The organism is Terriglobia bacterium (assembly GCA_020073205.1).
In the GTDB taxonomy this organism is placed as follows: Bacteria; Acidobacteriota; Polarisedimenticolia; order Polarisedimenticolales; family JAIQFR01; genus JAIQFR01.
Map to the genome: position 1 here is coordinate 1 of JAIQFR010000192.1, position 3,787 is coordinate 3,787.

The 3,787-nt window shown below is 71.5% G+C and carries 1 protein-coding gene; it reads right to left on the minus strand.

Annotated elements, in window-relative coordinates:
- On the minus strand, positions 1-3,787 hold a 3,787-nt coding region (locus LAO51_20215; protein ID MBZ5641072.1), incomplete at both ends, for a hypothetical protein.

The following is a 3,787-nucleotide window of genomic DNA, read 5'->3' on the forward strand; positions in this document are numbered from 1 at the left end:
GTACCGCGTGGCGAGCTCGCGGACCTTGTCCCGGATGTCGCGGTCGACGTTGTCGATTCGGTGCGCCATTTCGGCGGACTTCGAAGCGACGAAACCCCACGTCTCCCGCGGGCTGCGCATGAGGTCGATCGACGCGCCGGTCAGGTACGTCCCCTTCGCCGCGGCGCGCGCGGTCACGACGTTGGCGAGGTTGCCGAAGATGACGGTGAGCTTGTAGGCGAGGATCCCCACGGTAGCCCGGGAGCGCGTCGTGTCGAGCATCCGGTTGTAGCTGCTCAGGTGCTCCCCGGTGGAGTAGATCCGACCATTGGCGACGCCGCGGAGCCACGGGAGGAGGAGCGGGACGTAGTCCTTGCCGGCCGTCCTCCGGAACGTCTCCCGCACCTCCTCGTTCAGCACGAGCTTGGCGACGCTGATAATGGCCTCGCGAAAGGCGACGTCGTGAATGTGCTGCGCCATCCGGCTGGGAATGACGGACATGTCGAGGCGCATCGGTCGCGCGAAGTCCTCGATGCGGCTCTTCGTCTGGCCCTGGGGCGTCGTGGGCTTGAAGTACCCCCGCTCGAAGACTTCGCCGGGCGCGGTGATCGCTTGCCGCTCGCCGGCGACCGAGGCCTCCCGGTCGTACACCGCCGGGAAGTAGCCGCCGGGGTAGGTGCCGTGCTCGGTGTGGACCGGGCGCGGCTGCACTTTCTCGGGCGGGAGGCCCGAGGTCCGGAGCTGGAGGGCGACGATCTCCGGCCAGAGTCCGCCGAAGCTGTCCCACGTCGCTTGAAGCCAATCCCACTCGGCTTTTCCGAGGTGCTTCGTGATCGCCTCGATTTGTCCGTCCGTCCAGCCGTACCCCTTGGCGAGCTTGAAGTAGTTCGATTGGTTCCCGACGTTGGCGCCGACCATGAGGATTTCCCGCCGGCTGAGCGGCTCCCCGATCTCCGGAATGAAGACGAGGTCCGTGAGGTGCGCTCTCGTCTCTGCCGGGAGGGCCTCGAGCGCCTCGAGGAACTTCCGCGCGTGGAGGTCCGCGAGCTCGTACGACTTCGTGCGCGCGGCCTTGATCGGGTTCCAGAGGTACCGCTGCCACGGCCCGTTGATGGCGCCGCCGTCGAGCCACCGGAACACGTTTTCGAGGCGCCGCCACTCGGCGCCCTTCTCGGAGATCCACTGTCCGACGCCCTCGAGGAAGCCGCCGGCGTCGTGACTGATGGGCCGAGGTCCTCGGTCGGGGACGTTGGCGAGCGCGCCCTCTCGGAGTTCCCGGACGGCGTCCGCGAGCTCCACCTTGCCTTCCGCGGTGAGGACCTTCCCGCGATTCGCGGCCAGGTGCGAGATATTGTGGATGGCGTTCCGGACGGCCAGGAGTTCGTCGACGGTGAGCTGGCCCGCGGGCTTGCGCCAATTCTCCTGGAACAGCCGATCGTCGATGCTGACCTCGTCGCCCCACCGCTCCTCGGCCTCGGACGCCCACGAGAAAAGCGTCTGCGTCCGCTCCGGAGCGCGGGGCAGGAAGCCGAACCGCTCGAGGATCGACTCCGCCTGCTCGCGCATGAGGGGATCGACGAGCCCGAGCCGAGCCCGGGCCGGCGGCCGCGCGGCGCCGGTGAGGAGCTGCGTCGCCGCCTCGCCTTGCCGGCGTAGATCGACGGCCGCGCAGTAGAGCGCGAAGTTCCAGAGGGCGCGCTCGTTCGCCTCGTACGCGCCCATCATGTCCCCGCGCGCCGCGGCCGCGACGGCGTCCCTCCGGGCCATCCGCTCGGTCCGTTGGATCACGTTCGGGGAGATCTCCGACAGGCGCTTCCCCATCGTTTCGGTCCGCGCGCGCTCGAGCGCGCCGGCGACGCTCACGGGGGGCCGCGGCCGCCAGGTCCCGGTTCGCTCGGCCTGGCGCTTGAGGAGGCGCAGCTCGACGGCGAGCTGCTCGCCGCGGGCATCGCCGTGGACCGCGTCCATCGCCTCGCGGGCGAGCCGCGCCGGCTCGTTCGCGAGGTTCCCATGCCGTTCCTCGAGGCGGCGGCGCGCCTCCGCTTCCGGATCCACGCCGGCTGCGCGTCCGGATCGGAGCGCCTGCACGAGCTCGTCACCGCTCGAGACGCCGAACATCCCAGCGACGACGTCGGGGTGCCCCATCGGGCGCGGCCCCTCGGCGCCGGTATCGTCCTCGACGAAGCCGCGGGGGATCTCCGAGAGGATCGCCTTCCCGTACCGCTCCGCCAGGTAGTGCCGGGAGAGCTTCACCGGCTGCCCGGCTTCGTCCCTCAGCGCCTCCGGGATCTCCGAGCCGTCGGCCATGGAGCCATTCCGCAGGAACCACAGCGCTGCCTGGACGGGATCCTGGGCCGCTTCCGCCCGGACCTGCTCCCGGGCTCGGTCGAGCTCCTGGAGGAAGGCCTCCGACTTCTGGCGTGCCTCCTCCTCCGTGATCCGCGCACGAAAGGCGGTCTCGCCTTCCGCGTGGGCCCTCTGGATCGCGTCGGCGTGCTCCTGGACCTCTCCCTCGGTCAGACCTTCGCGAAGTCCTGGGAGGCCGTCAAGGCCCTGAGCGCGCTCCGCGGCGGAGACCTCGGAGGCGTCGGCCTGGCCGGCCTCCGCCGGCGCCGCCGGCGCCGTCTCCGCGGGTCGGGCGCCGGGCTCGTACCTGCGGTACAACTCGAGCGCCGAGCCACCGCCGGTCCGGGCTGCCATGACGCGCCAGAACGCTGTCTGGTTCCGGGCGTGGACGTCTGCCTGGGCCTCGTCGAGGCCGGCCGCGATCGCGCGGCCGCGCTCCGTGTCGTACAGCTCGCGGTCCGGAGCGCTCAGGGACTCGACGGGCTCCTGGGCGAGCTGCGCGGTGCGCTCCGTTTCCGCGCGGTAGGCGTCGGCGAGCTCGCGGGGCGTCGGGTCGCCTTGGTAGAGGCGAAGGTCCGGACGCAGCGCCGCGTGGTGCTCGGTCGGCGCGAGGTGCGTCAGATAGTCTTCGATCGGGATGACGACGTCGCCCCCGCTCTGGACGGCTTGGGAGTACCGCGCGGGATCCGTGAGGACGTTGCGGGCGACCGCGGCCGGGTCGAGCCCCTGTTCCTGCCAGTAGCCGTTCCAGCGCTCGACGGGAACGGAGACGTTCTGGACCTCGCCGCGCTGCGCCACCAGGTTCCGGACGACTTCCTGGAATTTCTCCGGCATCCGGGCCCGGAGCTTGGACGCGCGCGCGCTGTCCGAGAGCGCCTCGAGGCGCGCTGCGCCCTCCGTGACCGCGTGGACGCGGCCGAGGTCCTCGAGGAACGCGCGCCCGGGCCGGAGCGCCGCGAGGAGGAGCATGTCCTCGAGGCCGCGGCCGAATCCCGCGGCCGTCGTGGCCGGGATCCGCCACCAATCCACTTCGATCGGCTGCCCGGAGGCTGCCTTCGCGACTTCCTGCGTCGTCGCGTTCACCGCGGACTGCGCGGCCATGAGCGTGGCACCCCAGAGGACGTGCTCGCCGTACTTCTTCGCGAGCTGCGCCGCGGCCGCCCCAACCGTCTTCTGCGCGAGCGCGCGCCGGACGGTCTGCGTCCCGATCGACTCCAGCGCCTCGCCCACGCCGGGCACCGCAGACGCCACGCGACCGAAGAGCCCGGCCATGAGGAGGCCGTCGATCGCGGCGCCGGCGGTTGCCGTCGCGCGCACCACGCGCGGGTCGAGCGGCTGGCCGTTCTCGTCCCGGATCTTCGACAGGTCCGAGTAGAGCGGGCCCGCGGTTTCGTAGAAGTTGAACGCGGCGGACCCAAGGAACTGCCCCGCGGCCGCGAGCGTGGTGCCGCCCGCGGTCGCG